This is a genomic window from Nonomuraea sp. NPDC001699 (assembly GCF_053596455.1).
Window position 1 is genome coordinate 22,395 of the sequence record NZ_JBSFGF010000023.1, and the last position, 24,906, is coordinate 47,300.

20 protein-coding genes are annotated in these 24,906 nt (G+C 71.9%); 13 read left to right on the forward strand and 7 right to left on the reverse strand.

Features of this window, described 5'->3' with window-relative positions:
- Nucleotides 1-11: 11 nt before the first annotated feature.
- Nucleotides 12-1,181, reverse strand: a complete 1,170-nt coding sequence (locus ACWCSU_RS41965) for a cytochrome P450 (RefSeq protein ID WP_357703223.1) — start codon at nucleotides 1,179-1,181, stop codon at nucleotides 12-14.
- A 507-nt stretch (nucleotides 1,182-1,688) separates the two neighbouring features.
- On the opposite strand from ACWCSU_RS41965, the gene ACWCSU_RS41970 reads away from it, so the two are divergent.
- Both ACWCSU_RS41970 and ACWCSU_RS41975 read left to right on the forward strand, forming a co-directional pair.
- On the forward strand, nucleotides 1,689-2,924 hold the full coding sequence (locus ACWCSU_RS41970; RefSeq protein WP_357703225.1) for a hypothetical protein: 1,236 nt from the start codon (nucleotides 1,689-1,691) through the stop codon (nucleotides 2,922-2,924).
- Nucleotides 2,925-2,935: 11 nt separating this feature from the next.
- On the forward strand, nucleotides 2,936-3,634 hold the full coding sequence (locus ACWCSU_RS41975; RefSeq protein ID WP_357703227.1) for a DUF2786 domain-containing protein: 699 nt from the start codon (nucleotides 2,936-2,938) through the stop codon (nucleotides 3,632-3,634).
- Nucleotides 3,635-3,644: 10 nt separating this feature from the next.
- Here the strand turns inward: ACWCSU_RS41975 and pgm are convergent, their stop codons facing one another.
- On the reverse strand, nucleotides 3,645-5,273 hold the full coding sequence (pgm, locus tag ACWCSU_RS41980) for a phosphoglucomutase (alpha-D-glucose-1,6-bisphosphate-dependent) (RefSeq protein WP_449942190.1): 1,629 nt from the start codon (nucleotides 5,271-5,273) through the stop codon (nucleotides 3,645-3,647).
- Nucleotides 5,274-5,372: 99 nt separating this feature from the next.
- Here pgm and ACWCSU_RS41985 point away from each other — a divergent pair, with 99 nt between their 5' ends.
- From ACWCSU_RS41985 to thrS, 3 genes are all read left to right on the forward strand, one after another.
- Nucleotides 5,373-6,275 carry an LLM class F420-dependent oxidoreductase gene (locus ACWCSU_RS41985; protein WP_357703230.1) on the forward strand — a complete coding sequence of 301 codons (903 nt, stop codon included), beginning with the start codon at nucleotides 5,373-5,375 and terminating at the stop codon, nucleotides 6,273-6,275.
- Between the two features lie 27 nt (nucleotides 6,276-6,302).
- Nucleotides 6,303-6,908 (forward strand): glycoside hydrolase family 25 protein, encoded by a 606-nt coding sequence (locus ACWCSU_RS41990; RefSeq protein WP_357703232.1) that lies wholly within the window; start codon nucleotides 6,303-6,305, stop codon nucleotides 6,906-6,908.
- 64 nt (nucleotides 6,909-6,972) lie between these two features.
- Nucleotides 6,973-8,934, forward strand: a complete 1,962-nt coding sequence (gene thrS, locus ACWCSU_RS41995; RefSeq protein ID WP_357703234.1) for a threonine--tRNA ligase — start codon at nucleotides 6,973-6,975, stop codon at nucleotides 8,932-8,934.
- Nucleotides 8,935-9,038: 104 nt separating this feature from the next.
- Here thrS and ACWCSU_RS42000 read toward each other — a convergent pair whose 3' ends face one another.
- A complete protein-coding gene (locus tag ACWCSU_RS42000) occupies nucleotides 9,039-9,761 on the reverse strand; it encodes a PIG-L deacetylase family protein (protein WP_449942191.1) in 723 nt (240 codons plus the stop codon).
- Nucleotides 9,762-9,903: 142 nt separating this feature from the next.
- Here ACWCSU_RS42000 and ACWCSU_RS42005 point away from each other — a divergent pair, with 142 nt between their 5' ends.
- Together ACWCSU_RS42005 and ACWCSU_RS42010 are read left to right on the forward strand one after the other, a co-directional pair.
- A complete protein-coding gene (locus ACWCSU_RS42005) occupies nucleotides 9,904-10,437 on the forward strand; it encodes an HIT family protein (protein ID WP_364097457.1) in 534 nt (177 codons plus the stop codon).
- 241 nt (nucleotides 10,438-10,678) lie between these two features.
- Nucleotides 10,679-11,869 (forward strand): MFS transporter, encoded by a 1,191-nt coding sequence (locus ACWCSU_RS42010; protein WP_449942192.1) that lies wholly within the window; start codon nucleotides 10,679-10,681, stop codon nucleotides 11,867-11,869.
- A 27-nt stretch (nucleotides 11,870-11,896) separates the two neighbouring features.
- Here ACWCSU_RS42010 and ACWCSU_RS42015 read toward each other — a convergent pair whose 3' ends face one another.
- Nucleotides 11,897-13,996, reverse strand: coding sequence for a hypothetical protein (locus ACWCSU_RS42015; protein ID WP_449942193.1), 2,100 nt, complete (start codon nucleotides 13,994-13,996; stop codon nucleotides 11,897-11,899).
- Nucleotides 13,997-14,103: 107 nt separating this feature from the next.
- Complete coding sequence (locus tag ACWCSU_RS42020; RefSeq protein WP_357703244.1) at nucleotides 14,104-15,003, reverse strand: branched-chain amino acid transaminase; 900 nt, start codon at nucleotides 15,001-15,003, stop codon at nucleotides 14,104-14,106.
- 90 nt (nucleotides 15,004-15,093) lie between these two features.
- Between ACWCSU_RS42020 and ACWCSU_RS42025 the strand changes: the two genes are divergently transcribed.
- On the forward strand, nucleotides 15,094-16,419 hold the full coding sequence (locus tag ACWCSU_RS42025) for an aminotransferase-like domain-containing protein (RefSeq protein ID WP_449942194.1): 1,326 nt from the start codon (nucleotides 15,094-15,096) through the stop codon (nucleotides 16,417-16,419).
- A 72-nt stretch (nucleotides 16,420-16,491) separates the two neighbouring features.
- Here ACWCSU_RS42025 and ACWCSU_RS42030 read toward each other — a convergent pair whose 3' ends face one another.
- On the reverse strand, nucleotides 16,492-18,012 hold the full coding sequence (locus ACWCSU_RS42030; protein WP_449942195.1) for a glycoside hydrolase family 10 protein: 1,521 nt from the start codon (nucleotides 18,010-18,012) through the stop codon (nucleotides 16,492-16,494).
- Nucleotides 18,013-18,223: 211 nt separating this feature from the next.
- A complete protein-coding gene (locus ACWCSU_RS42035) occupies nucleotides 18,224-20,350 on the reverse strand; it encodes an elongation factor G-like protein EF-G2 (protein ID WP_449942196.1) in 2,127 nt (708 codons plus the stop codon).
- 171 nt (nucleotides 20,351-20,521) lie between these two features.
- On the opposite strand from ACWCSU_RS42035, the gene pgsA reads away from it, so the two are divergent.
- From pgsA to ACWCSU_RS42060, 5 genes are all read left to right on the forward strand, one after another.
- The gene (gene pgsA / locus ACWCSU_RS42040) at nucleotides 20,522-21,145 is read left to right on the forward strand and encodes a phosphatidylinositol phosphate synthase (RefSeq protein WP_357703418.1); all 624 of its coding nucleotides are present in this window, start codon (nucleotides 20,522-20,524) and stop codon (nucleotides 21,143-21,145) included.
- Nucleotides 21,142-22,050, forward strand: a complete 909-nt coding sequence (locus ACWCSU_RS42045) for a phosphatidylinositol mannoside acyltransferase (protein ID WP_357703252.1) — start codon at nucleotides 21,142-21,144, stop codon at nucleotides 22,048-22,050. Before pgsA ends, ACWCSU_RS42045 begins: the two co-directional genes overlap by 4 nt.
- Nucleotides 22,047-23,177 carry a glycosyltransferase family 4 protein gene (locus tag ACWCSU_RS42050; RefSeq protein WP_364097440.1) on the forward strand — a complete coding sequence of 377 codons (1,131 nt, stop codon included), beginning with the start codon at nucleotides 22,047-22,049 and terminating at the stop codon, nucleotides 23,175-23,177. Before ACWCSU_RS42045 ends, ACWCSU_RS42050 begins: the two co-directional genes overlap by 4 nt.
- 32 nt (nucleotides 23,178-23,209) lie before the next feature.
- On the forward strand, nucleotides 23,210-23,752 hold the full coding sequence (locus tag ACWCSU_RS42055) for a hypothetical protein (RefSeq protein WP_357703256.1): 543 nt from the start codon (nucleotides 23,210-23,212) through the stop codon (nucleotides 23,750-23,752).
- A gap of 63 nt (nucleotides 23,753-23,815) precedes the next feature.
- Nucleotides 23,816-24,832: a DUF3048 domain-containing protein gene (locus ACWCSU_RS42060; RefSeq protein ID WP_449942197.1), complete on the forward strand. Its 1,017-nt coding sequence runs from the start codon at nucleotides 23,816-23,818 to the stop codon at nucleotides 24,830-24,832.
- Nucleotides 24,833-24,906: the final 74 nt, after the last annotated feature.

Consider the following 24,906-nt stretch of genomic DNA (forward strand, 5'->3'; position numbering starts at 1 on the left):
ACGTAACCGCTCTACCAGGCGACGGGTAGCTCCTTGACGCCGTAGACGATGGCCAGTTCCCGGAACGGCACCTCGCCCGAGACGTGCAGGTCCGGGAAGCGGCGCAGCAGGGCGGGGAAGGCGATGCGCATCTCCATCTGGGCGAGCGGCGCGCCGATGCAGCGGTGGATGCCGTGGCCGAAGGCCAGGTGCGAGCCGGCGGTCTCGCGGCCGGGACGCACCTCGTCCATGTCCGGGCCCAGGGAGGGATCGCGGTTGGCGCCGGTCAGCGAGCACAGCACCATCTCGCCCTTCTTGATCGGCACACCGTGCAGCTCCAGGTCCTCGCGGGCGAAACGCGGGAAGGCCACCTGCACGACCGTCATGTAGCGCAGCAGCTCCTCGACCACGTCGTTGACGTAGCCGTCCACCTCGCGCACCTTGGCGGCCTGCTCCGGGTTGCGCATGAGCCACAGGGAGCCGAGCGCGAGCATGCTGGTGCTGGTGTCGTGGCCGCCGGTGAGCAGGCCGTCGGACATGCTGGCCAGCGTGCGGTCGTCGAGGTCGTCGCCGTGGTCGCGCAGGAGCTGGCCGAGCAGGCCCTCGCCGGGATCGCGCCGCTCGCGGGCGACCAGGTCCACCAGGTACGCCATCGCGTCGTTGATCGCCTGCAGGGACGCCTCGGGTCCGGCCGACAGGTCGAACCGGTCCTTGCTGATCTTGACGAAGTCGGCGCGCTCCTCGTACGGGACGCCGAGCAGCTCGCACACCACCAGCGACGGGATCGGCAGCGCGAAGTCCTCGACCAGGTCCGCGGGCGGGCCCTTGGCCTCGATGCGGTCCAGGTGCTCCTCGACCATCGCCTCGATGCGCGGCTCCAGCCGGCGCAGGCGGCGCATGGTGAACTCGGGCGTCAGGTACTTGCGCAGCCGCGTGTGCTCGGGCGGGTCGCGGAAGCCGAGGCCGCCGGGGTCCTCCTGGTTGGAGCCGAGGCCGGAGATGCCGGCGAAGTCGTTGCTGAAGCGCTCGTGGTCGCCGAGGACACCGCGCACGTCCTCCCAGCGGGTGACCAGGTGCACGGTCTGGTCGCCGGGAATCTTCATGGGGAAGACGGCGTGCTCGGCCCGGATGCGGCCGAGCTCGGCGACCGGGTCGAAGTCCTCGCGCATGAACTGGACGAAGGGGAACTCTGAGTCAGACATGGATATCCGTCCTGCTGGGATACATCACACTATGTTGGGATAAATCCCTCGGTAGATGGTCCCATCCGGACAGGCGACTGTTGCCCTCCGAAAGGACGAAATTGCCGCTCACCCTCACGTCCTACCTGGTCGCTCGCCCGGTCGTCCATCTGGCCGCCCGTCCGGCCTTCTGATCGGCTGCCTCTCTCGTCGGCCGCTCGGCGCGGCCGGGGTGTGGCGCGTTCTTCGAGGGGCCCCGGGGGAGGGGGCGGCCGGGCCGTGGCCCGGTGTCCCGCCGGCGAGAGCGCGGGGGCGGCGAGATCGCACGCTCACAATCCCCTCCTTTCACCTCATTGTGCGGCGCGGCGCAGGCCGCCGACTAGCCACAACCCCCTTCCGGTACGGCGTGTGTCACAGCAACCGGTGGGAGACAGGGGAAATCGGTGGCGTTTGGCGTACAAGGGGGCGACAGTCTGCGATGATCTCGTCGCAAGACAAGCTGGACTTGAGCCTCGCGGATAGTGACTGATGCCGACATTTGAGGAAATAGCAGCCTTCGTCGCCGAAAAGCCGTTCGCCACCGCCGTCATCGCCCTGCTGGGGCTGGCCGGGCTCGTGCTGGCGTTCTTGGTGCTCAGGATGGCCTGGCGGGCAGGCAGCTGGTTATTCGCCCGATACGTCGCCCCCCGTCCCGTCGAGGACGTGCTCACCGTCGTCGCCGCCTCCATCGCCACCGGCGTGTCCGCCCAGGGCATGTGGCGCTTCTCCGGCGACGTGCTGGGCCTCGACGGACCGCTCCGGCTGCTGCTGTTCGCCTTCATAGAGGTCGCCATCATCACCTCGGCCGTCCGCGCCCGCCGCAACATGCGGGAGAACTTCTCCGCCGGCATCGACGGCATCGCGGTCTGGGCGCTGACCTGCCTGACCGCCGTCCTGTCCAGCATGGACGCCCGCAGCCTCCCCGAAGCCCTCTTCCGCCTGGCCGCCCCCCTGGTCGCCGCCTGGCTCTGGGAACGCGGCATGGCCATCGAACGCCACCGCATCCGCGGCACCGGCCGCATCAACTGGCGCCTGACCCCCGAACGCCTGCTCGTCCGCATGGGCCTGGCCGAGGTCAGCGACCGTACGGCCTCCGAGGTCGACGCCCACCGCCGGCTCACCCGCGTCGCCCTGGCCGCCAAGCGGGCCAAGGCCCTGCGCGACGGCGGCGGCTCCGAACGCAAGATGCGCGCCGCGCTGGCCAGGCTCGACAAGGCCATGGACCAGGCCGTCGAGCACACCGGCCTGGCCGTCGACCAGCAGCGTCAGGAAGCGCTGCTGGCCCAGATCGCCGCCCTGTACAACACCACCGCGCTCATCGACGCCGACCCGCGCGTGCCGTGGGAGCCCGAGGCCGACCACCGTCCCGTGCCCGCCCGCCCGGCGCTGCCGCCCGCGCTGGTGGAGCTCGTCGAGGACGACGACGAGGACGTCGAGGTGTTCGACGCCACCCCCCAGGTCGTCGACACCGCCCAGCGCGCCGCCCAGATCAGGGCCGCCCGCGAGTTCTGGGACCGGCAGATCGCCAAGCGCATCGTGCCGCGCTCGCTGGACATCGCCCAGGAGATCGGCGTCCCGCTGGCCACCGCGCGCGAGTATCGTGCCCTGTGGAAGCTGGAGCCGCAGGCACACGCCCTGATCGAGGCTCTGTACCAGCAGCACGGCATCGTCGACACCGGCGCCTTCCCGGCCATCGCCGACGACGGGCGGGTGCTGGCCAAGTAGGGGGAGCTCGGTTGCGGGAGCGCACGCTCGAACGCGTCAGGAAACTCCTGGCCAAGGCCGAACGCACGGACAACGAGCACGAGCGGGCCACCTTCCTGGCGGCGGCCTCCGCCCTGATGGCCAAGTACGGCATCGAGACCCTCCCGCCGCCCGGCACCCGCCAGACCCCCGGCGACCGGATCGTCACCCTGCCCGCCCCCTGGGCCAGGGAGAAGGCCCGCCTGGTCAGCCTGGTCGCCCAGGCCGTACGCTGCCGCCCGCTGCTGATCGGGCGCGGCGACGGCGGCCAGCGGGTGCACGTGTTCGGCTTCGCCGCCGACCTCGAACGCGCCGACGTGCTGGCCACGTCGCTGCTGCTGCAGATGGCCTCCGGCCTGGCCCGCGTGACGCCGCCGGGCGAGCTCGCCACCGCGCGGGCCTACCGGCGCTCGTGGCTGCTGGGGTTCACCGACGAGGTGTACCGGCTGCTGCGCGAGGCCGAGTCGCGCGCCGAGACCGAGGCCGAGGCGGCCGGGGCCGGCACCGCGCTGGTGCTGGCCGACCGCCGGGCCGAGGTGGACGTGGCGGTGGCCGCCCACTATCCGCGCATCCGCATGTCGGTCCCGACGACCAGCGGCACGGGCTACCGCGCGGGCGTGCTGGCGGGCCGGCACGCCGACCTCGGGCGCACCGGTATGCCCACCGCCACCGCCCGCGAGCTGCCCCGCTGAGGCGGCCGGGTCAGCCCAGGGCCGCCGAGACCAGCGAGCGGGCCTCCTCCTGCACCTTGGCCAGGTGGTCGGGCCCCTTGAAGGACTCGGCGTAGATCTTGTAGACGTCCTCGGTGCCCGACGGGCGGGCGGCGAACCAGGCGTTCTCGGTCGAGACCTTCACGCCGCCCAGCGCCGCGCCGTTGCCGGGGGCCGCGGTCTGCACCGCCGTGATCGGCTCGCCGGCCAGCGACGACGCCGTCACCTGGTCGGCCGACAGCTTGGCCAGCACCGCCTTCTCCTCGCGGGTGGCGGGCGCGTCGACCCGGGCGTAGGCGGGCTCGCCGAACCGCTCGGTCAGGCGGCGGTAGTGCGCGCTCGGCGACTCGCCGGTCACGGCCAGGATCTCCGAGGCCAGCAGGGCCAGGATGAGGCCGTCCTTGTCGGTGGACCAGGGCGAGCCGTCGCGCCGCAGGAACGAGGCCCCCGCGCTCTCCTCACCGCCGAACCCCAGCGAGCCGTCGAGCAGCCCGGGGACGAACCACTTGAAACCGACCGGCACCTCGTACAGGCGCCGCCCGAGCGAGGCGGCGACCCGGTCGATGACGCCGCTGCTCACCATCGTCTTGCCGACCCCGGCGTCGGCGGGCCAGCCGTCGCGATGGGCGTACAGGTAGGAGATGGCGACGGCCAGGTAGTGGTTGGGGTTCATCAGGCCGTCGGGGGTGACGACGCCGTGGCGGTCGGCGTCGGCGTCGTTGCCGGTGGCGATGTCGTACCTGTCCCGCCGGGCGATCAGGGACGCCATCGCGTACGGCGATGAGCAGTCCATGCGGATCTTGCCGTCCCAGTCGAGCGTCATGAACCGCCAGGTGGGGTCGACCAGCGGGTTGACCACGGTCAGGTCGAGGCGGTGCCGCTCGGCGATCTCGCCCCAGTAGGCCACGCTCGCCCCGCCCAGCGGGTCGGCCCCGATGCGCACCCCGGCCGACCTGATCGCGTCGAGGTCCACCACCGACGGCAGGTCGTCGACGTACGTGCCGAGGAAGTCGTAGCGGCCGGCCGCGTCGAGGGCCTTGGCGTAGGAGATCCGGGACACGCCCTTCATGCCGTCGGCCAGCAGCTGGTTGGCGCGGTCCTGGATCCAGGAGGTGGCGTCGGTGTCGGCGGGCCCGCCGTGCGGGGGGTTGTACTTGAAGCCGCCGTCGGAGGGCGGGTTGTGCGACGGCGTCACCACCACGCCGTCGGCGAGCCCCGACGTGCGGCCCCGGTTGTGCCGCAGGACGGCGTGCGAGACGGCGGGCGTCGGCGTGTAGCCGTCGCGCGCGTCGATCAGCACCTCGACGTCGTTGGCGGCGAACACCTCCAGCGCCGACACGCGGGCGGGCTCGGACAGCGCGTGCGTGTCGATGCCCAGGAACAGCGGCCCGTAGGTGCCCTGGGACGCGCGGTATTCGCAGATGGCCTGGCTGGTGGCCAGGATGTGGTCCTCGTTGAAGGCCGTCCGCAGCGACGACCCGCGATGGCCCGACGTGCCGAACGCCACCCGCTGCGCCACCTCGGCGGGGTCGGGATGCAGGGCGTAGTAGGAGGTCACCAGCCGGGCGACGTCGACCAGGTCGGCGGGCTGGGCGGGCTGTCCTGCGCGATCGTGCGTCATGAGGCCACTTTACAAATCCGTCCCCTTCGTACGGGTGAGCGCACCGGGCGGCGTGGGAAGATACAGGCGCGTCCGCCTCCAGAATGGAGTTCTGTTTCCATGCGTTTCGGATATTTCCTGAACGAACGGCAAGGGCCCGACCCGCTCGGCGCGCTCCGCGACGACATCGCCCAGGCGGCCGAGGACGGCTTCGCCTCCGCCTGGCTGTCCCACATCTTCGGCCTCGACGCCCTCACCGCCCTGGCCGTGGCCGGCAGTCAGGTGCCCGGCATCGAGCTCGGCACCTCCGTCGTGCCCACCTTCCCGCGGCACCCGGCGGCCCTGGCCCAGCAGGCGATGACGGCCAACGCCGCGCTCGGCGGCCGGCTGGCGCTCGGCATCGGCCTGTCCCACCAGGTCGTCATCGAGCACATGTTCGGCCTCAGCTTCGAGCGGCCCTACCGCCACATGAAGGAGTACCTCGACGTGCTGCTCCCGGCGAGCCGGGGCGAGCAGGTCAAATCGGCGGGCGAGACGATCAGGGCCGACGTGCGGCTCACCACGCCGGGCGCGGGCTTCCCCGTGCTCATCGCCGCTCTCGGCCCGCGCATGCTGAAGCTCGCCGGCACGGTGGCCGACGGCACGGTCTTGTGGATGACCGGCCCGAGGACGGTGGCCGAGCACGTCGCCCCGACCATCACCGCCGCCGCCGCGGAGGCCGGCCGCCCGGCGCCGCGGATCGTCTGCGCGCTGCCCGTCTGCGTCACCGACGACCCCGCCGGCGCGGTCGAGCGCGCCAACGAGATCTTCGCCGTCTACGGCACGCTCCCCTCCTACCGCGCCATGCTCGACCGCGAAGGGGCCGCCGGGCCGGGCGACGTCGCGGTCGTCGGCGACGAGGAGTCCGTGCTCGCCCAGCTCCAGCGGCTGAGGGAGGCCGGGGTGACCGACTTCGTCGGCGCGACCTTCGCCGAGCGGGAACGCACCCGTGAGCTGCTCATCGGCGCGTCGAAGGGTTCATAGGGGGACATCTCAATAAACTCCGGCAAGATGAAGCGCTTGCTGCATGGCATAGACGTGTCGAACTGGCAGGGCTCCGTCGACTGGGCCGGCCACGCCGAGGCCGGGGTCTCCTTCGCCTTCGCCAAGGCCACCGAGGGCGGCGACTGGACCGACAGGTGGTTCGCCCGCAACTGGTCCGGCATGCGCGAGAGCTGGCTGGTGTGCGGCGCCTACCACTTCGCCCGGCCCAAGGGCGACCCGATCGAGCACGCCCGGCACTTCCTGGCGGTGCTCAGGTCGGCCGGCGGCCTGCGCAGGGGCGACCTGGTGGCGCTCGACCTGGAGACCGGCGACGGGCAGCGGCCCGAGCAGGTCGCCAGGTACGCGCGCCGCTGGTGCCACCACGTCGAGCGGCACGCCGGCCTGCGGCCCTTCATCTACACCTTCCACTGGTTCGCCCGCGCGGGGAACTGCGCCGGCCTGGCCGACTACCCGCTGTGGATCGCCTCCCCGGAGCGACCGCGCGGCGAGCCCCTCGTGCCGCCGCCGTGGCGCGACTGGACGATTCACCAATATGTCGGCAGCCCGCTCGACCGGAACGTCTTCCACGGCAGCCGCCAGGACCTGACAAGGCTGGGGTTTCACCCGCGATAGCATCGGTGTTCACCATCGAACCAGCCTCGGTGCCGGGCATCGAGCGCGATCCAAGGGAGACACCGTGTCAGCCGAGCTACGCATCACCCTCGCCGGAGCCGAGCGTGTGGTCGCGGCCGGCACGACGGCCGGTGAGGCGCTGGAGGCCGACGGCCGCACGGTCATCGCGGCCCGGGTCAACGGCGAGCCGCGCGACCTGGCCCACCCGCTGGCCCAGGACGACGTCGTCGAGCCGATCGAGGTCTCCAGCGAGGACGGCAGGGCCATCGTCCGACACTCCACCGCCCACGTCATGGCCCAGGCGGTGCAGGAGCTGTTCCCCGAGGCCAAGCTGGGCATCGGCCCGCCCGTGGAGAACGGCTTCTACTACGACTTCGACGTCAAGCAGGCGTTCAACCCCGACGACCTCAAGCGCGTCGAGAAGCGCATGCGGGAGATCGTCAAGCAGGGGCAGCTGTTCTCCCGCCGGGCCGTCAGCGACGACGAGGCGCGCGAGGAGCTGGCCGCCGAGCCGTACAAGCTGGAGCTGATCGGGCTCAAGGGCGGCGCGGCCGACGAGGAGAGCGTCGAGGTCGGGGCCGGGCAGCTCACGATCTACGACAACCTCGACCCCAAGAGCGGCGAGCTGTGCTGGAAGGACCTGTGCCGCGGGCCGCACGTGCCCTCCACCCGGTCGATCCCGGCGTTCAAGCTCATGCGCTCCGGCGGCGCCTACTGGCGCGGCAGCGAGAAGAACCCGCAGCTCCAGCGCATCTACGGCACCGCCTGGGAGTCCCGCGACAAGCAGGACGAATACCTGCGCATGCTGGAGGAGGCCGAGCGGCGCGACCACCGCAGGCTGGGCGCCGAGCTCGACCTGTTCTCCTTCCCCGACGAGCTGGGCTCGGGCCTGGCGGTCTTCCACCCCAAGGGCGGCGTGATCCGCAAGGTGATGGAGGACTACTCGCGGCGCAGGCACGAGGAGGCCGGCTACGAGTTCGTCAACACCCCGCACATCACCAAGGAGAACCTCTACCAGGTCTCGGGCCACCTCGACTGGTACAAGGACGGGATGTTCCCGCCCATGGAGCTGGAGGGCGCCCGCTACTACCTCAAGCCGATGAACTGCCCGATGCACAACCTGATCTTCAGGGCGCGCGGGCGGTCCTACCGCGAGCTGCCGCTGCGGCTGTTCGAGTTCGGCACGGTCTACCGCTACGAGAAGTCCGGCGTGGTCCACGGCCTGACCCGGGTGCGCGGCCTGACCCAGGACGACGCGCACATCTACTGCAGCCGCGAGCAGATGCGCGACGAGCTGACCTCGCTGCTGCGCTTCGTGCTCGAACTGCTGCGCGACTACGGCCTGGAGGACTTCTACCTGGAGCTGTCCACCAAGGACCCGGAGAAGTACGTCGGCTCCGACGAGGCGTGGGAGGAGGCCACCGCGACGCTGCGCGAGGTGGCCGAGGCGGAGAACCTCCACCTGGTGATGGACCCGGGCGGCGCGGCCTTCTACGGGCCGAAGATCTCCGTCCAGGTGCGCGACGCCATCGGCCGCACCTGGCAGATGTCCACCATCCAGCTCGACTTCAACCTGCCCGAGCTGTTCGACCTGCAGTACCAGGCGGCCGACGGCTCCCGGCAGCAGCCGGTCATGATCCACCGGGCGCTGTTCGGCTCGGTCGAGCGGTTCTTCGGCGTCCTGGTCGAGCACTACGCCGGGGCGTTCCCCGCGTGGCTGGCGCCGGTGCAGGTGGTCGGCATCCCGATCGCCGACGCCCACGTGCCCTACCTCCAGGACGTCGCCAAGCAGCTGCGCGCGCGGGGCATCAGGGTCGAGGTCGACGCGGCCGACGACCGCATGCAGAAGAAGATCCGCAACGCGCAGAAGGCGAAGGTCCCGTACATGCTGCTGGCCGGTGACGACGACATCGCCAACGGCGCGGTGTCCTTCCGTTACCGCAACGGCGAGCAGAAGAACGGCGTGCCCGTCGAGGAGGCCATCGCCGAGATCGTCAACGCCGTGGAGCAGCGCGTCCAGGTCTGATCCGCCGGGCCTGAGCCGTTCTCCGGGCGGCTCAGGCTCCCGCCGGGTCGCCCCGGGCGGGCACCGGGTCGCCTCCCGATGCGCCGCCGGGGTGCCCCTGGCCGCTAGCGGGGGAACAGGCGGAACGTGACCGCCGGGCGGCCGTCGAAGAGTTCGGCGGCCTCCCGCGCGGAGCCCTCGATCAGCTCGCGGGCGTAGACCTCCGGGTCCTGGTCGGTCAGGGCCTCGATGTAGGCGCGGTGCTCCAGCAGCGACCGCACGCCCCGCTCCAGCCCGTCGGTGACGTCCACGGCGTGGGTGGGGGAGTTGGAGCCGGCGACGGCGACCCAGCGGACGCCGTTCCAGGGGGCGGCGTCGGTGTCAGGAAATATCCAGCGATTTCCGGCGTCTCCGGCGGCGTCCAGCACGGCCCGGCCCACCGCCCGATGGTCCGGCGTGTTCCAGTACGTGCCGCCCCACGTGTCGTCGGGATTGAGGGTCATCACCAGCTCGGGGCGATGCCTGCGGATCGCGGCGGCGATGTCCCGCCTGAGCGCCGTGCCGTACTCGACGACCCCGTCGGCGTGGTCGAGGAACTCCACACCGGACACCCCGACCACGGCGGCGCTGGCCCGCTCCTCGCGCTCGCGCACCGGCCCGCACGCGGCGGGGTCGAGGGTGTCGATGCCCGCCTCGCCGCGGGTGGCCATCAGGTAGGAGACCTCGCGTCCGGCGTCGGTCCAGGTGGCGATGGCGGAGGCGCAGCCGTACTCCAGGTCGTCGGGGTGGGCCACGACGGCCAGGGCGCGCCGCCAGTCGGTGGGCATGGGTTCGAGTCGCTGTGCCATGTCCCCACCCTAGGGCTGCCGTCGAAACCCGGGATCGCCGTGCCGTTCGGGGCCGGGGCGGCTGTACAAGCAGGGGACGCCGTGCGAGGCCGGGGTCGCGCCGGGAGAGCGGCCCGTTGCCCGGGGTCCTATGCTGCTTGGTATGCACGATCAGGCAGGAGCCGGGGCGCCCGACAACTTCCAGCGGCTGTGGACCCCGCATCGCATGGCCTACATCAAGGGCGAGAACAAGCCGACGGGCACCGGGCCCGGCGACGGCTGCCCGTTCGACGAGATCCCTCGGATGAGCGACGAGGACGGCCTGATCGTGGCCAGGGGAGAGGTCGTCTACGCCGTGCTCAACCTCTACCCGTACAACTCCGGCCACCTGATGGTCGTGCCCTTCCGGCACGTGTCCGACTACGACGAGCTGACCCCGGCCGAGGTGGTGGAGCTGGGCGAGTTCACCCAGCGGTCGCTGCGCGCGCTGCGCAGGGCCAGCGGCGCGCAGGGCTTCAACGTGGGCATGAACCTGGGCCACGTCGCGGGCGCCGGTATCGCCGCCCACCTGCACCAGCACGTCGTGCCGAGGTGGGGCGGCGACACGAACTTCATGCCGGTGGTGGCCCAGACGAAGGTGCTGCCCCAGCTCCTGCACGACACCCGGCAACTGCTGGCCGACGCCTGGACGGACTAGGCACCGCCACCACCTGACACCGCCCCGCCGAGCGCCGACCTCGACGGGGCCCTAAGCGTGTCCGGTTTCGGGCGTGCTCGGCTTGAGCGCGCCCAGCTCGAAGCGTGCCCGGCTTGAGCGTCACCATACCCCACCCCCGTGTCGCCACCGCTGGCGATCGGCCTTTTCTCCGGACGGTCCGATGTGCGGAATAACACCATACCCCCCTATGGTATTACCGGCACGACCGAAGGAGTCCGACATGCCACACGTGATCCGCAAGCCCGGCGTCCTCGGCGGGACCTCACTCGCCGTCTTCCTCGCCGGCGTGCATTTCGTCAACGACGCCATCACCGCGATGCTCGGAGCCCTGCTGCCGACGTTGCAGGCGCGGTTCGGGCTGGGACCGGCCCTGCTGGCCGTGCTCGTCGCCGTCTACTCGATCTCGTCGTCGGTCACCCAGCCGTTCTTCGGCGCGATGGCCGAGGACCGCAGCCTGCGCGTGGTCGGGGCGACGGGCGTGCTCATGGCCTCGCTGTTCCTCAGCCTGATCGGCGTCGCGCCCGCGCTGGCGGCGGTCTTCGCCCTGCTGGTCATCGGCGGCATGGGGGCGGCGGCGCTGCACCCCGTGGGCACGGCGGTGGCCGGTGGCCCCACCGTGCCGAATCGCACGCTGGGCGTGGGGTTGTTCACCGCCGGCGGGATGGCCGGGTTCGCCCTCGGGCCGGTACTGATCCTCTCCGCGGTCTCGGCGTTCGGGGTCGAGGTCACGCCGTGGCTGATGGTTCCCGGCGTGCTGTTCGCCGTCCTGGTCTTCCTGCTGCTGCCCGACTGGGAGCCGCACGGCCGCCGTCCCCTGCGGACGCTCTTCCGGTTCCGGCTGCTGCGCGGTCCCATCGGCGGGCTCACCCTGGCCGCGACCCTGGCGAGCCTGGCCTTCGTGACCTTCACCAGCTCGATGCCCCTCTGGCTGGTCCGCGAGCACGGCGTGGCGGCCGACGCCGGGCTGCTCGGCTGGACGCTCGCCGTGTTCTCGCTGGCCGCGGGGCTCGGCGCGCTGCTCGGTGGTGTGCTCGCGCCGCGGGTCGGCCGGCGCCGCGTGCTGATCGGTTCGCTCGCCGCCGCGCCGGTGCCGTTGATCGCGATCGTCACGCTCGAACCGGGCGGCGTCCCCTACTTCCTCGCCGCCGCGCTCGCCGGAGCCCTCCTGTACGTCGGCAGCCCCGTCACCGTCGTCATCGCGCAGGACCTGGCGCCCGGCGAGCCGGCGAGCGCCGCGGGGATGGTTCTCGGGGTGTCCGCCGCGGCGGCGGGAGCGCTGTACGCGGCTCTGGGCTGGCTCCAGCAGGCCGCCGGGCTCGGTGTCGGCATGGTCACCGGTTTCGCGCTGGCCGTCCCCGCGGCACTGGTCGTCCTCGTGGTGCTGCGGCGTCACCCGCAGGCCGGACGCTGACCCGACGCCCGGCCGGGGCGCGCTGACCTAGTCGGCCGTACGGGCCAGATGGGCGGCGGCGGGCGCCTCCGCCTGCTGTTCGCGGCCGAGCGCGCCGATGCCCGCCGCGAGCAGCAGCGGCACGGCCAGCGCCAGCGCCATCGACAACACCGCGGCCCCCGAGTCGTTGACCAGCATCCCGATCACCCCGCTGACCAGCGTGCCGATCAGACCGGCGCGCAGGGCGGGGGAGTGGCGGAACGCCGCCGGCACCACGCCCGCGCTGGCCTGCTCGGGCCGCATGATCGCGTAGACGAGGAAGGCCACGGCCGCGATCACGATGGGCATGAGGTTGGGGCTGAGCAGCGTGGCCAGCATGGCCTGGAGCTTGCGGAAGATCACCTCGAACGCCTCGCCGCTGATCACCTGACCCACGAACCGGCCCAGGTGCGTCTGCTCGTCGGGCGGACGCAGGTAGTTGAGCACGGCGAACGTCATCACGATCACCGCCCCGGCCACGCAGAACGCCCCCAGCTTCACGATCGACACCCGCTTGCCGGCCACCAGCAGCGCGGTCACCGCGATACCCGGCACGAACGCGATCACCCCGCCGAAGTCGCTGCCCATGCCGGAGCCGCCCAGCACCATCGCGAACGCCCCGAGCACCACGATCGCGGCCACCCCTGGCCGCCCCGGCCACCGGTGGGCGATCACGGTGGTGGCCAGCAGCGTGCCGGTGGCCAGCAGCGCGAACGGGATGTTGCCCAGGCCGTAGTAGCGGGCCCCCACCTCGGCGCTGTAGCCCATGACGCTGTTGAGCTGCAACGTCGTGCCGGTCAGCAGGTCACCGGCGAGCGTGAGCGCGGTGAGGCCGGCCACCACGGCGAGCGGCCCGAGCGGACGGCGCCGCCAGGGCCCGCCGAAGGCCAGCGCCGTGACCACGACGACCCAGCCGAGCACCCCGGCGATCAGCTGCGGCAGGCTCGACCAGGGCAGCAGGTTGACCAGATAGCTGGAGACGGGCAGCGCGGCCAGCGCCACCGCGGCCAGGCGCACCGGCGACAGCCCCTTGCGCCGGCGCAGCAGCAGGAACGCGATCACGTAGAACAGCACCTGCAGCACCGCCACGACGGTGAAGTACACGCCCTTGATCGACCGGATGGCCTGCGCGGTCGAGTCGGCCCGGCTCAGCCGGTCGACCGTCGCGCCGGCCTCGCCCACCTGCAGCGGCACGCCGACGACCGTGGCCGGCGCCGGGACGCCGAGCCGGGCCAGCACGGTCGCGGTCAGGTCGGGCAGGATCGAGATGTCGGCGCGGCGGGTCGAGGCCGCGCCCAGCAGGTGCCCCTGCGCCCCCGGCTCGCGCAGCGCGGCCACCCGCAGGTGGGGCACGGAACCGTGGTCGGACAGGCCCGCGAGCAGCACCGTGGTGCCGGCAGGCAGGATCGACAGCAGCGCGCCGGCCTTGGCGTCGGCCAGTCGCAGCGCGTCGCGGCGCTCCTTGGGGCCGAGCTGCTCGGGCACCTTGGGCAGCTTGCCGCTGGTCAGGTAGGGGTGGACGAGGTCGTCGACGTCCATGGCGGTCATCGGGCACTGCTCCAGGTCGGCCGTGCTGACCTGGAGCGGGGAGGTGCGGTAGCGCTGCACCTCGCCCTGCCGGTCGGCCAGCGCGAGCGCGGCGCCGGGGCCGATCGCGATCGAGCACCGGCCCGCCGCCTTCAGCGCCTCGCCCAGGGTGCCGGCGTTGCGCTGCCCGGCCACGTCGATGAGGTAGCGGTAGTCGGGGATGACCGCGCCCGCGCCCCGGGTCTCGGGGGCCGGCGGCGCGCCGCAGGAGTAGCCGGCGGCCGACCTGGTGCCGGCCGACACCGTGAGCCAGCCGTCGTAGGGGCAGGTGATGTTGCTGACCGTGCGCACCGACAGCGAGCCGATCGCGCTGCCGCGCGTCAGCTCCCACAGGTTGGGGGCGTCGGCCTGGGTGACGTCGTCCCAGTGGAGGCCGGGGACGCCGATGAGCGCCACCCTGCTCGCCTCCCTGCCCGCCGCACTGCCCGCGTCACGGGCCGCCTCGGCGGCCGTGGCCGTGCCCTGCAGGCCGAGCAGTACGGAACCGGCCAGAACGGCCAGCGCCACGAGCGAACGCCTCACCCCGACGACCTCCAGCGATCGATGACGTCCGTGGCACGCTAGAGCACGTCGTGGTCCGGCGCCACCGGTTCCCCTACCTTCTCACGGGCGGGGAAGCACCCGGTGCCTCAGCCGCGCACGGGGGTGAGCCAGTGGCGGTAGCGGTCGTCGCGGCCGTGCACGGCGGCCTCGTAGGCGTCGGCCAACTTGCCGGTGACCGGCCCGGGGCCGCCGAACTCGCAGTGGTCGACCGCGCTGACGTGCACGACCCCGGCCGCCGTGCCGCAGACGAAGATCTCGTCGGCCGTGTACAGGTCGGTGCGCAGCAGGTCCTGCCTGGTGACCGTGAGCCCCAGGTCGGCGGCCAGCCGGGCGACGGTGTCCTGCGTGATGCCCTCCAGCGCGCCGGCGTGCGGCGGAGGCGTGGTCAGGACGCCGTCGCGCACGACGAAGACGTTGGCGCCCGTGCACTCGCTGACGTTGCCGGCCGCGTTCAGCAGCACCGCCTCGTCGAAGCCCGCCTGCAGGGCCTCGGCCTTGGCCATCACCGAGTTCAGGTAGGGGCCGGTGGCCTTGGCCGCGGTCGGCGTCACCCGGTGGTCGTTGCGCTGCCACGAACTGGTCATCAACCGCACGCCCGCGTCGAGCAGCGCGCCCCACTCCCAGGACGCGATCGACACGACCGTCGGGCAACCGCGCGCCGCCACGCCCATCTCGCCGTAACCGCGGTGCGCCAGGTGGCGGATGTAGCACGAGGACTGGCCGTTGGCCGCGACCGTGGCCAGCGTGGCCGCGCGCAGTTCGTCCAGCGTGTACGGCAGCGGCATCCCGATGATCCGCGCGCTGCGCGCCAGCCGCCGCAGATGCTCGTCGAGCCGGAACACCGCCGGGCCGTCGGGCGTGTCGAAGGCCCTGGTGCCCTCCAGCACGGCGGTGCCGTAGTGCAGGGCGTGCGTCAGGACGTGCACACGGGCCTCACCCCAGGGCACCAGCTCGCCGTCCATCCAGATGTGCTCGGCTTCCCGCATCGTGCCGCTCCTCTCCGTAAATGGCCCCAAACAATCCCGATATCTAGGCCAATTCATTGATAAGTGGCACAGTAACGGGATAATAGTGGCGTGGGAAGAGAAGAGGACCTCGTCACCCTGCTCCGCGACCGGCTCCGGCTGCACGAGGGCACGGCCAGCCGCCGGCTGGCGGGCGCGCTGACCGACCTGGCCCAGACCGGCGCCATCACCGCGGGCACCCGCCTGCCGTCCGAGCGCGACCTGGCCCAGGCGGTCGGGCTCAGCCGCGGGACGGTCGCCGCCGCCTTCAACGCCCTGTGCGAGGAGGGCCTGTGCGAACGCCGGCACGGCAGCGGCACCTACGTGCTGGGCGTCCCGACGTTCGGCGGCCTGCTCCAGGGCGGCGCGGTGCTGGCCGACCTGTCCACCTCGGTCGTCCCCGACCCCTCGCACCTGGCCGTGCCCCCGCTGGACGCCGCCGCCCTGATGCGCGCGCCGAGCGGGCACGGCTACGACGCCATGGGCGACTCCCGGCTGCGCGCCGTGCTGGCCGCCCTGGACGGCGGGCCGCACCGCGAGATCCTGGTGACCTCGGGCGCCCAGCAGGGCATCGACCTGGCGGCCCGGGTGCTGCTGCGGCCCGGCGACCGCGTGCTGGTCGGCGACCCGGCCTACGGCGGAGCGCTCAGCGTGTTCCGGCGCGCGGGGGCCCACGCCGTGCCCGTGGACCTCGCCGTCCCGGACGCCGTGCGCGACGCGCTCGCCCGTCACCGCCCGGCCGCCGTGTACGCGCTGCCCGTGGACAACCCCACCGGCCGCGTGGCCGACCTGCGGCACGTGGCCGAGCTGGCCGCCGCGGCGGACGTCCCGCTGGTCGAGGACCGTACGCTCGCGCCCGTGGTGTTCGACGGCGCACGGTCGCCCGAGCCGCTGGCCCTGGCCCATCCGCACGGCACGGTGACGGTCGGCTCGTTGTCGAAGGTGTTGTGGGGCGGACTGCGGGTGGGCTGGCTGACCGCGTCCGAGCCGCTGCTGGCCCGGCTGCTGGAGGCCAAGCTGGACGCCGACCTGGCCACCAGCGCCGTCTCCCAGCGGCTGGCCGCCGACCTGCTCGACGGCGACCCCGTCACGCCCTGGCTGGCCGAGCTGGCCCGCCGTCGCGACCACTTCACCGCCGCGCTGTCCGCGCGCCTGCCGTCGTGGACCTGGTCACGCCCCGAGGGGGGTCTGTCGGTGTGGGCGCGTCTGCCCGGCGCCGACACCGACAGGTTCGCCGCCGCCGCCCGCGAGCACGGCGTCGCGGTGGCCCCCGGCTCCCTGTTCTCCCCGGACGGCCGCCACCGCGACCGCCTGCGCCTCAGCTTCGCCCTGCCGCCCGCCCTCCTCGACCAGGCGGTGGCCGCCCTGGCCCGCGCGTGGGAACAGACGGGCCACTGAGCCACCGGAAAACGACGACGCCACGCCCGCGGGCCGGGCGTGGCGTCGTGGAGCGCGCGTGCGGGACGGGCCTCAGCCCTTGTCCACCTTGACCTTCACCGGCTTGCTCTCGTGGGTCTGCCGGTCGAGCGAGGTGATCAGGTACGTGCCCGGCTTGGCCGTGTACGACGTTCCCGTCACCACGGCCGCCAGGTTGCGGGCGTCGGTGGTGTGGCAGTCCTTGCCCGACTCCGGCACCCGGTACACCGCATACGCCCGAGCCCCCTCGGACGGCGTCCAGGACACGGTGGAGCCGCTCGCCTTGGCGTCGGCCGGCCTGTCGGGGGCCTCGCCGCCGCGGTCCTCCATGATCGGCAGCAGCGCCGGACGGCTGTAGTGCTCCTTGGCCACGCGGTCGATCGCGCCGAGCGGGTTGGTCAGGAGCTGCTTGGCGCTGAAGTAGATGTCGCCGTCGACCTCTTCGTAGCGCTGGTTCACCGTCAGGTGCGCCGACAGCTCGCCCGGGTTGGCCCAGGCCGCGTTGGTCCTGGTGCCGACCTGGTAGAGCGCCTGGCCGATGTAGAGCTGGACGTCGGTGTCCTCGACCGCGCCCGCCCACCATGACGTCAGCGCCTTGTAGTCGGCCGCCTTGAAGCCGCGCGGCCAGTAGAGCTGCGGGGCCACGTAGTCGACCGTGCCGGCCTTGATCCAGGCGCGGGCGTCGGCGTAGATCGAGTCGTAGGCGGACATGCCGGCCGTCGCGGACCCGTCGGGGTCGTTGGACTTGTTGCGCCAGATCCCGAACGGGCTGATGCCGAACTTGACGTGGTTCTTCGTCTCGTGGACGGCCTCGTCGACCTTGGCCACGAGCTTGTTCACGTTCTCCCGGCGCCAGTCGGCCAGCTTCTGGCCCTTGCCGTACTTGGCGAAGGCCGCCCTGTCGTCGAACGTGCCCCCGCCGCCCGGGTAGGGGTAGAAGTAGTCGTCGAAGTGCACGCCGTCGATGTCGTAGCGGCTGACCACGTCGGTGATGACCTTGGTGACGTGCTCGCGCACCTGCGGCAGGCCCGGGTTGTAGTAGAGGCCGCCGCCGTACTTGACCGTCCAGTCGCGGTGCTGCTTGGCCGGGTGGTTCGCCGGCAGCTTGGACAGGTCGGCGTTCTCGGCCGCGCGGTAGGGGTTGAACCAGGCGTGGAACTCCAGGTTGCGCTTGTGGGCCTCGTCGATGAGGAACGGCAGCGGGTCCCAGCCCGGGTCCTTGCCCGCGGTGCCCGTCAGGTACTGGGACCAGGGCTCCAGCGAGGAGCGGTAGAGCGCGTCGGACGCGGGCCGGACCTGGACGAAGACGGCGTTGAGATTGCGCTTGACCGCGCTGTCGAGGATCTTGACGTACTCGGCCTTCTGACGGGCCTGGCCGAGGCCGGCGCGCGAGGGCCAGTCGATGTTCTTGACGGTCGCGATCCACACCCCGCGCAACTGGCGCTTGGGATACCGGGCGTCGGGCTTGCAGGCCGCCGTCACCTCGGCGGGAGCGGTGGTGGTCGTCGTCTTCTTGGTCGCTGCGGGGCTCGGGGTGGCACCGGGGCCGAACACGTAGGCGGCGCCGGTGGTCACGACCGCGAGGGCTGCAGCGGCTAGGAGTGGGCGTCCAGTTCGCATAGTGCAACCCAGTGTGGCACCTGCTCCTGCCCGTTCGGACCTGAAAAAAGAAATGCAGTCGTGATGCTTCTGTTACGAAACGGTAGGGGGGTGAGGAAACGTGCGGGCCGGGAGGGACAGGCTCCCTCCCGGCTCTCCAGCGTCCGAACCGTCGCTCACCCGTCGCTCACTCTGTGGCCGCCGCCACCTTGCTCGCCAGGTTCGGCGGCAGCGGCTCGTAGCGCAGGAACGTGCGCGTGAACGTCCCGGTGCCGTGCGACATCGAGCGCAGGTCGATGGCGTACCGGGTGATCTCCAGTTCGGGCACCTCGGCCTTGACCAGCGTGCGCCCGGTGCCCACCGGCTCGGTGCCGAGCACGCGTCCGCGCCGGGAGGACAGGTCGGACATGACCGAGCCCACGTAGTCGTCGGCCACCAGCACCGACAGCTCGTCCACCGGCTCCAGGAGCAGGGTCGAGACCTTCGAGGCCGCCTCCTTCAGCGCCAGCTGCCCGGCGATCTGGAAGGCCATGTCGGAGGAGTCGACGGAGTGCGCCTTGCCGTCGTAGAGCGTGACGCGCACGTCCACCATCGGGTAGCCGGCCACCACGCCGCGCTCCATCTGGGCCCGCACGCCCTTCTCCACCGACGGGATGAACTGCCGGGGAACCACCCCGCCCACGATCTTGTCCACGAACTCGAACCCGCCGCCCGAGGGCAGGGGTTCGACCTCCAGGTGGCAGATCGCGTACTGGCCGTGGCCGCCGGTCTGCTTGACGTTGCGGCCCATCGCCTGGCATCTGCCGCCGAACGTCTCGCGCAGCGGCACCCGCAGCTCGATCCGCTCGACCTCGACGCCGTGACGGTTGGCCAGACGGTCGAGCAGCACGTCGGTGTGCGCCTCGCCCATGCACCACAGCACGAGCTGCCTGGTCTCGGCGTTGTTCTCCAGCCGCAGCGTCGGGTCCTCGGCCACGAGCCGGCCGAGCGCCTGGGCGAGCTTGTCCTCGTCGGCCTTCGACCTGGCCCTGATGGCCACCGGCAGCAGCGGGTCGGGCATCTGCCACGACGTCATCAGCAGCGGCCGGTCCACCTCCGACAGGGTGTCGCCGGTCTCGGCGCGCGACAGCTTGGCCACGGCCACGATGTCGCCGGCCGAGCCCTTGGCCGCCGGGCGCTGGGCCTTGCCGAGCGGGCTGGTCAGCGTGCCGATGCGCTCGTCCACGTCGTGGTCCTCGTGCCCGCGGTCGGCCAGGCCGTGGCCGGAGACGTGCACGGTCATGTCGGGGCGCAGCGTGCCGGAGAAGACCCGGACGAGGCTGATGCGGCCCACGTACGGGTCGCTGGTGGTCTTGACGACCTCGGCCACGAGCGGGCCGTCGGGGTCGCACGCGATGCCGCCGACCGGCTTGCCGGACAGGTCGGTGATCTCGGGCATCGGGTGTTCCAGCGGTGAGGGGAAGCCCTGGGTCACCAGCTCCAGCAGCTCCGTCATGCCCACCGCGTGGCCGTCGCCGAGGCCGCTGCACAACACCGGGAAGAAGCTGCCGCGCGCGACCGCCTTCTCCAGGTCGTCGACCAGGACCTTGGTGTCGATGGGCTCGCCCTCCAGGTAGCGGTCCATGAGCGACTCGTCCTCGCTCTCCTGGATGATGCCCTCGATCAGGTCGCCGCGCCGTTCCTCGATCTGGGCCTCGTACTCGGCGCCGGGCTCCTTCTCGGTGCGGGTGCCGGTCGCGTAGTTGTAGAACTTCTGCGACAGCAGCCCGATCAGGCCGTTGACGTGCCCGTTGGTGATCACCGGCAGGTACAGCGGGGCGACGCCGTCGCCGAAGACGTCCTGGCAGGTGGTCAGCACGTCGTCGAAGTCGGCGCGCTGGTGGTCGATCTTGGTGATCACCACCGCCCTGGGCATGCCGACCTGGGCGCACTCCTCCCAGAGCATCCGGGTGAGCCCGTCGATCCCCTCGGAGGCCGACACGACGAACAGGGCGGCGTCGGCGGCGCGCAGCCCGGCGCGCAGGTCGCCCACGAAGTCGGCGTAACCCGGGGTGTCCAGCAGGTTGATCTTGATGCCGTTGTGCACGAGCGGCGCCAGCGCCAGGTTGACCGACCGCTGCTGGCGCACCTCGACCTCGTCGAAGTCGCTGACCGTGTTGCCGTCCTCCACCCGGCCCGGCCGCTGGACGGTGCCCGTCGCCGCGAGCAGCTGCTCGACCAGGGTGGTCTTGCCCGCTCCCGAGTGGCCGACCAGCACGACATTGCGTATGGCATCCGCCCTGTCGGCCGTGGGTGCCCTGCCCGCGGCTCCCATGGCCCCGCCAGAGTTCCTATCCGCCACTTCGCCTCCCGCGTCGTCGGTGTGCATCCAACGCCGCGCCCGCGCGGAGGGTGTCAGAAACCGCATGGACGCGGTGTGTTCACCAAATACCCCTGTGGCGAATATCACAAGGGGTGTGGGGCAAAGAAAGTGGCCGCTCACGTGATGGCCTACGATCGGACCGCGATGCTCAAACTCCTGCGACCGGCCATGACCCGGATACTCACCCCGCTGGGCAGGGCTCTCGTCGGCCGCGGGATCGGCCCGAACGCCGTCACGGCGATCGGCACCCTCGGCACGGTGATCTCCGCCCTGCTCCTGTTCCCGACGGGCCACCTGGCCTGGGGGGCGCTGCTCATCACCGTCTTCGTGCTGTTCGACCTGCTCGACGGCGTCGTGGCCCGGCTCGGCGGCAAGGGCGGCACCGTCTGGGGCGCCTTCCTCGACTCCACGCTCGACCGGGTGGCCGACGCCGCCATCTTCGCCGGCCTGATCCTGTATTTCGTCGCCGGGGGCGACACGCTGATGGCCGGCGTGACGCTGGCCTGCCTCGTCGCCGGCTCCCTGGTCTCCTACGCCAAGGCCAGGGCCGAGGGCCTCGGGCTCACGGCCGACGTGGGGCTGGCCGAGCGCCCGGAACGGCTGGTCGTGGCCCTGGTCGCGACCTTCTTCTCGGGCGTCGGGGTGCCGTACGTCCTGCCGCTCGGCATGTGGCTGCTGGCGGCGGCCTCCACCATCACCGTCGTGCAGCGGGTCGTGCACGTCCACCGGCAGACGAGGGAGCGATGAGCGAGAAGGCGTCCATCGGCGACCGCATCGTGGCAGCGGGCTTCGCGGCGGGCTGGAAGCTGGTCCCGCTGCTGCCCCAGCGTCCCACGGCGGCGGTCTTCCGCCTCCTGGCCGACCGGGTGTGGCGCAGACGCGGCAAGTCCGTGCGCCGCCTGGAGTCCAACCTGGCCAGGGTCACCGGCATCGACGCCGGCAGCGCCGAGCTGCGCGAGCTGAGCAGGGCCGGCATGCGTTCCTACTTCCGCTACTTCCACGAGGTCTTCCGCCTGCCCGCGATCCCGCGGGCCGAGGTCGTCCGGCGCACGCACGTCATCGGGGCCGAGCACATCCACGACACCCTGGCCGCGGGCCGGGGCGTGGTGCTGGCCCTGCCGCACATGGGCAACTGGGACGCGGCGGGCGCCTGGCTGGTCGGCGTCGGCCACCCGTTCACCACGGTCGCCGAGCGGCTGCGGCCCGAGTCGCTGTTCCGCCGCTACGTCGCCTTCCGCGAGGGGCTCGGCATGGAGGTGCTGCCGCTCACCGGCGGCGACGGCCACAACTTCGGCACCCTCGCCGGCCGCGTGCGCAAGGGCGGCGTGGTCTGCCTGCCCGCCGAGCGCGACCTGACCAAGAGCGGCATCGAGGTGCGCTTCTTCGGCGCCACCACCAAGGTGCCCGCCGGGCCGCCGCTGCTGGCCGTGCAGACCGGCGCCGCGCTCCTGCCGGCCACCGTCTACTTCGTGGGCGACGACTGGGGCATCCACATCCACGAGGAGATCCCGGTGCCCGCCGAGGGCACCCGGCAGCAGAAGGTGGCCGCCGTCGCCCAGGCCATGACGGACGTCTTCGAGAAGGGCATCGCCGAGCACCCGGAGGACTGGCACATGTTGCAGCGGCTCTGGCTGGAGGACCTGCCGAGATGAAGGTCGGCATCGTCTGCCCCTACTCCTGGGACATGCCCGGCGGCGTCAAGCAGCACATCGACGACCTGGCCCAGGCGCTGATGGCGCAGGGGCACGAGGTATCGGTGATCGCGCCCGCCGCCGACGACGACGAGCTGCCCCCGTACGTCACGGGGGCCGGCCGGGCGGTGCCGGTGCCGTACAACGGGTCGGTGGCGCGGATGTCGTTCGGGTTCCTGTCGGCCGCGCGGGTGCGGCGCTGGGTGCGTACGGGCGACTTCGACGTGCTGCACATCCACGAGCCGCTGATCCCGAGCCTGGGCGTGCTGGCCTGCTGGGCGGCCAGGGGGCCGATCGTGGCCACCTTCCACGCCTCCTTCAGCCGCTCGCGGGCCATCGCGGTGGCCGAGCCGCTGCTGCGCAGCGCGCTGGAGAAGCTGAGCGGCCGCATCGCGGTCTCCGACGCGGCCCGCAAGAGCCTGGTCGAGCAGTTCGGCGGCGACACCGTGCTGATCCCCAACGGGGTGACCGTGGCCCGCTACACCGAGGCCGAGCCGCTGCCCGGGTGGGGCCCCGACGGCGCCACGATCGGCTTCCTCGGCCGCATGGACGAAGAGCGCAAGGGCCTGCCGATCCTGCTCGACGCCTTCAACGCCCTGGCCGCCGAGCGTCCCGGCCTGAAGCTGCTCATCGCCGGCCCCGGCGACGCCAAGGACGTCTACGACAAGGTGCCCAAGCCCTTCCACGAGCGGGTGACCGTGCTCGGCATGGTGAGCGAGGCCGACAAGATCCGCGCCTACCACTCGGTCGACGTGTTCTGCGCGCCCAACACCAGGGGCGAGAGCTTCGGCATCGTGCTGGCCGAGGCCATGGCCTCGGGGGCGACGGTGCTGGCCAGCGACATCCCGGCCTTCCGCAAGGTGCTGGGCGAGGGGCAGGCGGGGGCGCTGTTCGCCAACGGCGACGCCTCCTCGCTGGCCCGCGAGGCCGCCGCGCTGCTCGACGCCCCCGAGCGGCGCGCCAAGCTGGCCGCCGAGGCGCTGGTGGCGGTCAGGAAGTACGACTGGTCCACGGTGGCCCGCGACGTGGTGCGCGTCTACGAGACGGTGACCACCAGCGGCGCGGGCCGGGTGGAGGAGGACCTGTGACCGCCCCCCGAGAGCTCTTCTAGGGACCTACTGTGACATCCACCATGATCGTCCTGATCGTGGGCATCGTCGTCGTGCTCACGGCCGTCTACATCTCCTGGCGCGCGGGCCGGCTCGACCGCCTGCACATCCGGCTCGAACTGGCCCGCGAGGCACTGGACGCGGCGCTCATGCGGCGCCGGGCCGTGGTGCTCGAACTGGCCGGCTCGCGGCTGCTCGACCCCGCGACCTCGCTGGTGCTGGCCGCCGCCGCCCACGAGGCCAGGATCGCCGGGCCCGAGGAGCGCGAGCACGCCGAGAGCGACCTGTCGCGGGCGCTGCGGGCCGCGGTGGACCAGGAGCGGTTCAGGGAGAAGCTGGCCGAGGCGCCCGGCGGCGGCGACCTGCTGGAGGAGCTCGACGCGGCGGTGGCCAAGGTCGTCTACTCGCGCCGCTTCTACAACAACGCGGTCGGCGTCACCCGTACGGCGCAGCGCCGCTGGCTGGCCAGGACGCTGCGGCTGGCCGGCCACACCGAGTTCCCCGAATTCTTCGAGATCGATGACAATCCGCCGGCAACCATGTCGCCCGAATGACCAAATGTGGAGAGGCCGGTAAGCTTCTCCCGATTTCTGGGCAAAGGCGAGGAGTTGTTGCACGTGCGGCTATCCCGGATGATCTCGGTGACTCTGGCAGGGGCGGCCGTGCTGGGGCCCGTCGCGGCCTGCTCGTCCGACGAGCCCGCTTCCGGCAAGGCACCGGAGGCGGCGACGACCAGCCCCTCCGAGGAGCCCACCGAGAAGGTCGAGGGGCATCCGTTCACCGGGCAGCCGTACGAGGAGCTCAAGCCGGTGCTCGCGGTGAAGATCGAGAACACCTCCGCGGGCAAGCCCCAGCTCGGGCTCAAGAGCGCCGACGTCGTCTACGTCGAGCAGGTCGAGGCCGGCCTGACCCGGCTCATGGCGATCTTCTCCTCGAAGATCCCGGCCAAGGTGGGCCCGGTGCGCAGCGCCCGCATCTCCGACCTGCACCTCGTCCCGCAGTACGGCAAGCCCGCCTTCGCCTACTCCGGCGCGCAGACCAAGATGTTGCCGTACATCGCCAAGGCCCCGCTGTACGACGTGGGCGACACCCGCAACCCCAGCGCCTACTTCCGCCAGCCGGGCCGCTACGCCCCCTACAACCTGTTCGCCAACACCAAGAAGCTGCTGTCCGGCGCGCCCAAGGCCAGTGAGGCCAAGGACATCGGCTTCACCTTCGGCGACGCGCCCGCCGAGGGCGGTGTGGACAAGAAGTCGTACACGGTCAGGTGGCCCGCGGCGCGCTTCACCTTCGCCTGGTCGGAGGCCAAGAAGCAGTGGCTGATCTGGCAGGACGGCAAGAAGGACATGGCGGCCGAGGGCGGCCAGCTCGGCGCCCCCACGATCGTCGTGCAGTACACCAAGACCGAGCGCTCGGAGTTCCACGACTTCCACCAGAGCTACACCCCGCTCGTGCACACCACCGGCAAGGGCAAGGCCGTCGTGCTGCGCGACGGTAAAGCTTTCACGGCCAACTGGGAGCGGGAATCGGAGGAGACCGGCACGACGTTCACGACGGAGAGCGGTGAGCCGATGAACTTCGCCCCCGGCCAGGTCTGGATCGCGCTCGCCAGCCGCAAGCCCGTCACTCCTTGATGACCTTTCTGTACAACTTGAGTGATAAATCCTGACATCGTGGCATGTCGGGGGAGGGGTCCTTCAGGACCTAC

Excerpts from the sequence above, each read along its gene's own strand:
- ACWCSU_RS41965 (WP_357703223.1), bottom strand. The coding sequence starts at position 1,181 with ATGTCTGACTCAGAGTTCCCCTTCGTCCAGTTCATGCGCGAGGACTTC.
- ACWCSU_RS41970 (WP_357703225.1), top strand. The coding sequence starts at position 1,689 with ATGCCGACATTTGAGGAAATAGCAGCCTTCGTCGCCGAAAAGCCGTTC.
- pgm (WP_449942190.1), bottom strand. The coding sequence starts at position 5,273 with ATGACGCACGATCGCGCAGGACAGCCCGCCCAGCCCGCCGACCTGGTC.
- ACWCSU_RS41985 (WP_357703230.1), top strand. The coding sequence starts at position 5,373 with ATGCGTTTCGGATATTTCCTGAACGAACGGCAAGGGCCCGACCCGCTC.
- ACWCSU_RS41990 (WP_357703232.1), top strand. The coding sequence starts at position 6,303 with ATGAAGCGCTTGCTGCATGGCATAGACGTGTCGAACTGGCAGGGCTCC.
- ACWCSU_RS42000 (WP_449942191.1), bottom strand. The coding sequence starts at position 9,761 with ATGGCACAGCGACTCGAACCCATGCCCACCGACTGGCGGCGCGCCCTG.
- ACWCSU_RS42005 (WP_364097457.1), top strand. The coding sequence starts at position 9,904 with ATGCACGATCAGGCAGGAGCCGGGGCGCCCGACAACTTCCAGCGGCTG.
- ACWCSU_RS42010 (WP_449942192.1), top strand. The coding sequence starts at position 10,679 with ATGCCACACGTGATCCGCAAGCCCGGCGTCCTCGGCGGGACCTCACTC.
- ACWCSU_RS42020 (WP_357703244.1), bottom strand. The coding sequence starts at position 15,003 with ATGCGGGAAGCCGAGCACATCTGGATGGACGGCGAGCTGGTGCCCTGG.
- ACWCSU_RS42035 (WP_449942196.1), bottom strand. The coding sequence starts at position 20,350 with ATGGGAGCCGCGGGCAGGGCACCCACGGCCGACAGGGCGGATGCCATA.
- pgsA (WP_357703418.1), top strand. The coding sequence starts at position 20,522 with ATGGCCTACGATCGGACCGCGATGCTCAAACTCCTGCGACCGGCCATG.
- ACWCSU_RS42045 (WP_357703252.1), top strand. The coding sequence starts at position 21,142 with ATGAGCGAGAAGGCGTCCATCGGCGACCGCATCGTGGCAGCGGGCTTC.
- ACWCSU_RS42050 (WP_364097440.1), top strand. The coding sequence starts at position 22,047 with ATGAAGGTCGGCATCGTCTGCCCCTACTCCTGGGACATGCCCGGCGGC.